Below are 3,952 nucleotides of genomic sequence, written 5' to 3'. Positions count from 1 at the left end.
GGAAGATGACGCTCGAAACATATGCCGGCCCTGAACTCGGCCCGATGCTGGTCAGCGATATCGCGGTTCAAGATGTACTGCGGGCGCTGGAACCGATCTGGCGGACCAAGACCGAAACCGCCAGTCGCTTGCGTGGGCGTATCGAATCCGTATTGGCATGGGCCGCGGTTGCGGGCCATCGCGTCGGCGACAATCCTGCCCGCTGGGCTGGCAATCTCAAAGAGATGCTTCCGGCAGCGGCCAAGGTGAAGGACGGCGACAACCAACCCGCCGTGCAGCTTGACGACGTCGTGCGCTGGTTTGCGGCCTTGCGGGCGCGGGAAGGCGTCGGGAGCCGTGCGCTCGAATTCTTGACTCTGACTGCTTGCCGGTCTGGTGAAGCGCGCGGCGCGACCTGGGATGAAATCGACCTTGAAAAATCGCTATGGATCGTGCCCTCCGCTAGAATGAAGATGGATCGTGAGCATCGCGTTCCGCTCAGTGCTGGTGCCGTGACATTGCTGAAAGCCCTGCCTCGTCTCGCTGGTAACCCACTGGTGTTCCCAGCTGCGAAGGGCGGTACACTGTCAGACATGACCTTGAGCGCGACAATGAAGCGCCTGCACGAGACGGACGTGAAGGAAGGGGGCGTTGGATTTGTGGATCGGGCGTCAAAGCGTCCAGCGGTGCCCCATGGGCTTCGATCGACCTTTCGCGACTGGATATCAGAACGCACCAACTTTGCCGGCGAAATGGCCGAAACCGCGCTTGCGCACAAAGTCAGCAACGCCGTCGAGGCAGCTTACCGGCGCGGCGACATGATGGAAAAGCGCCGGCAGATGATGGCAGCGTGGGCTGACTTCCTCGGGGGGCGGAATGCCAAGGGCAAGGTATTGCCCTTCCAAGGCCGACGCTGATGCCGGCAAAGGGAAGTGTGAGTTCTGCTATCGGCGCTTACGCGGCAAAAGCGCGATATCTTTGCGTCTAATCGAATAAGAACGCACGAAATCTGCGCCATTTCCCCAAATTGCGACGAGTGGTTGCGGCAACCATCACGACTTATTGGTTCCATCGTAGACTGTTGGAGACCAAAAATGACTCATGCTCAGATGCCCGACACCGAAGGGTCAAAAAAGACCAAGCTAAAGCCTGCCCATCCAGACGCCTTTTATCTCACGGATCGGCAAACCGGCGCGCGCTATGGCGTCTGCCGTGCCGCCATCTGGCGGTGGATACAGAACGACGCCAACTTTCCGAAGCCGATCCGCCTCTCGCCGGGCTGCTCGCGCTGGCGGCTGTCCGACCTGGAAGCGTGGGAAGCCGCCAAGGCCGCCTGCCACGTTGCCGCGTGATCGCCATGGCCGAAGAAATCGTTTTCTGCGCCAAGACCGGGCGTCGCATTCTCGTTAATGGGGACTTCGCGGATGAGGCGGGGGCGCTGACGATCAAACCCGTTCTATTCGATGATCGATCCGTAGATGAGATTTGCGACGCTGCCGCATCTGCGGAGCTTGCATCTCTCAAGCGAGCGCATACGACCAGCGCCTTAGACGAAATAGTTTTCTGCGCAAGAACTGGTCAGCGGATTGTCGCGGACAACGTTATTCCGTTCCCGCGCCAAGTTCAGGCAACTCTTGAGAACGACGACATCTAAAATGAAAAGCCCAGGTTGCCGCCTGGGCTTTCGAAAGAAGCTTCTGAGACAGTGAAGCTAAAATAACAACAACAGACGTTGTAAATTTAGCAACAAGGCACTGTCTCGTCAATGATGATGAGACTGGAATGCACATTCAAAGTGATCGCGCGCACGCGCCCTACACATTTGCCGACTGGCAAGCAGGCAAGAGGCCTAAGAAAGGTTGGGACTGCGCCGACGCCGTGGATGATGGCTGGTCGGCTCCCGAGCTTGACGCCTTCATGCGCGCGACGGCTCGGCCCTGGTCGCCGCCGCAACAGAAACCGGCAGGGGAGCCCGCTGAGAGCGTTTCTGCCGTCGCCGTGTTCCGGCCACGACAAAGCCCCGCGCCGCCCGTGGCTGCGGCGCGGACCGTCCGCCAGGATGCGGGTAAAGCTCTGATCCTCGACAGGCGCGACCCCTTGCCGTCCGCGCGTAAATTGTTGACGGCGTTCTATGCTGTCGGCGGTCTACGCACTCTACATCACCATCGCGGATCGTTCTACGAATGGAACGGATCGTGCTACCGGGACGCCGACCACGACGCGATCCAGGCGGCGATATGGGCGTTCCTTGATCAGGCGTTGTGCTACACACCGGAAAAGGAGCTTGGCCCGTTCCAGCCTAATCGATCGCGGGTCGGCGATGTGTTTGCGGCACTGTCGGCTGCTTGCAATCTGCCGGCCAGTATCGAAACGCCGGCTTGGCTGGCGTCTGGTGACAGGCCGCCAGCGAGTGAACTGCTGGCCGTCGAAAATGGGCTGCTGCATCTGCCGACCGGAACGCTTCACCCGCCGACGCCTTCTTATTTCGGCCTGAGCGCCGCCGATGTCTCTTTTGACCCTAATGCGCCTGAGCCATCCGAATGGCTGCGCTTTTTGGATCAAATTTGGCCCAGCGACCGCCAGTCCATTGAAACGCTGCAAGACCTGTTCGGCTATCTGCTTGCGCCGGATACGTCGCAACAGAAAATCGCGCTCATTGTCGGGCCGAAGCGATCTGGAAAAGGCACCGTTGCCCGCGTCCTCACCGGTTTACTGGGCCACGGCAGCGTTGCGGCTCCGACACTGGCGAGCTTGGCAACGAATTTCGGCCTCGCGCCGCTGATCGGAAAGCCGCTCGGCATCATCGGCGATGCCCGCCTCGGCACGCGTGCTGATCAAGCGGCCATTGCAGAGCGCCTGCTTTCGATCTCAGGCGAGGACAGCTTGACGATTGATCGCAAGTTCTTGCCGGCTTGGACGGGAAGGCTTCCGATCAGGTTCGTCATCATGACCAACGAATTGCCGCGCCTTGCCGATGCATCTGGAGCGCTCGCCTCGCGGTTTGTGGTCCTGACGATGGAAAATTCGTTCTTCGGCAGGGAGGATCGCGGACTTGGTAACCGGCTCTTGGGCGAATTGCCCGGCATCCTCAATTGGGCGCGCGCCGGCTACATCAGACTTCGGCAACGCGGGTATTTCCTCCAGCCCGACAGCGCGCGGGACGCGATAGACGAGCTTGAGGCGCTCGGCTCACCTGTCGCGGCGTTCGTGAAACAGCGCTGCACCGTCGCGCCCGGTCTGCAATGCATGCCCGAGCGCGTTTTCGAGGAATGGAAGGTTTGGTGCGAGGCAAACGGAAGGAAGGAAGCCGGAACCCTTCAATCGTTCGGGCGCGATCTGCGCGCTGTCGTGTCGGGGCTAAAGGTAAGTCGGCCAAGGGTCGAGGGGCAGCAAGTCCGGATTTACGAAGGTATCGACATCGCGGGCAACAAAGCGATTGAACCGAAAGAGAGTATGGCTGATTGGTAAGTGAGACGCACTGAGACGCGTCTCAAGCCATTGCATGCGTGACTTTGGTACAGAGGGTTATAAAGACGGGTATGTGAGTTCATATGGTGCAATGTCATGAGACGCGTCTCAGTGCGTCTCAGGATTAATCCTACCGCTTGATGGTGCAAGTGCCGTTCAGCCGACTATAGTGACCAAGCCCGCCCGCGATCTCATTGAGGGCTTTGCAAAGGCACTCGGCCTGAGCGATTGCCTTCTCTGATTTCACCCGCATGTCTTCAGCCTCTTCCGCAAGCCGATTTACACAATCGATAGCCTCGGCAGGGCTCAAAGCTCCGTCGCACTTCTGGAATGTGAACGTTTCCAGGTTGGGGCCTAAACCTGAGACGTTACACACGGTGTTTCCAAAAGTGCAGTTGGCGCTAAATACTAAGAAGATCAGCGCAATTGCCGCCTGCTGTTTCATGTCGATCCCCCACTGTGTGCCCAACCTTTACTTTCTGCAGGTGTATTTCAGCAATGGGAA

The 3,952-nt window shown here is 59.0% G+C and carries 5 protein-coding genes; 4 read left to right on the top strand and 1 reads right to left on the bottom strand.

Annotation, left to right across the window (positions count from 1 at the left end; all coding sequences use genetic code 11):
- The 4 genes from OOJ09_RS31800 to OOJ09_RS31785 all read left to right on the top strand — a co-directional run.
- On the top strand, nucleotides 1-896 hold an 896-nt coding region (locus OOJ09_RS31800), incomplete at its 5' end, for a tyrosine-type recombinase/integrase (RefSeq protein ID WP_269909002.1).
- Between the two features lie 177 nt (nucleotides 897-1,073).
- The gene (locus OOJ09_RS31795; RefSeq protein ID WP_269909001.1) at nucleotides 1,074-1,331 is read left to right on the top strand and encodes a helix-turn-helix transcriptional regulator; all 258 of its coding nucleotides are present in this window, start codon (nucleotides 1,074-1,076) and stop codon (nucleotides 1,329-1,331) included.
- Nucleotides 1,332-1,336: 5 nt separating this feature from the next.
- Nucleotides 1,337-1,633, top strand: coding sequence for a hypothetical protein (locus OOJ09_RS31790; protein WP_269909000.1), 297 nt, complete (start codon nucleotides 1,337-1,339; stop codon nucleotides 1,631-1,633).
- Nucleotides 1,634-1,761: 128 nt separating this feature from the next.
- The gene (locus OOJ09_RS31785; protein WP_269908999.1) at nucleotides 1,762-3,447 is read left to right on the top strand and encodes a DNA primase family protein; all 1,686 of its coding nucleotides are present in this window, start codon (nucleotides 1,762-1,764) and stop codon (nucleotides 3,445-3,447) included.
- 130 nt (nucleotides 3,448-3,577) lie between these two features.
- On the opposite strand, the gene OOJ09_RS31780 is transcribed toward OOJ09_RS31785, so the two are convergent.
- Nucleotides 3,578-3,892: a hypothetical protein gene (locus OOJ09_RS31780; protein ID WP_269908998.1), complete on the bottom strand. Its 315-nt coding sequence runs from the start codon at nucleotides 3,890-3,892 to the stop codon at nucleotides 3,578-3,580.
- Between the last annotated feature and the right edge of the window lie 60 nt (nucleotides 3,893-3,952).

It is taken from the genome of Mesorhizobium qingshengii, assembly GCF_027563465.1.
GTDB lineage: Bacteria > Pseudomonadota > Alphaproteobacteria > Rhizobiales > Rhizobiaceae > Mesorhizobium > Mesorhizobium qingshengii_A.
This window is presented reverse-complemented; position numbering and strand designations above follow the sequence as displayed.

Excerpts from the sequence above, each read along its gene's own strand:
- OOJ09_RS31795 (WP_269909001.1), top strand. The coding sequence starts at position 1,074 with ATGACTCATGCTCAGATGCCCGACACCGAAGGGTCAAAAAAGACCAAG.
- OOJ09_RS31790 (WP_269909000.1), top strand. The coding sequence starts at position 1,337 with ATGGCCGAAGAAATCGTTTTCTGCGCCAAGACCGGGCGTCGCATTCTC.
- OOJ09_RS31785 (WP_269908999.1), top strand. The coding sequence starts at position 1,762 with ATGCACATTCAAAGTGATCGCGCGCACGCGCCCTACACATTTGCCGAC.
- OOJ09_RS31780 (WP_269908998.1), bottom strand. The coding sequence starts at position 3,892 with ATGAAACAGCAGGCGGCAATTGCGCTGATCTTCTTAGTATTTAGCGCC.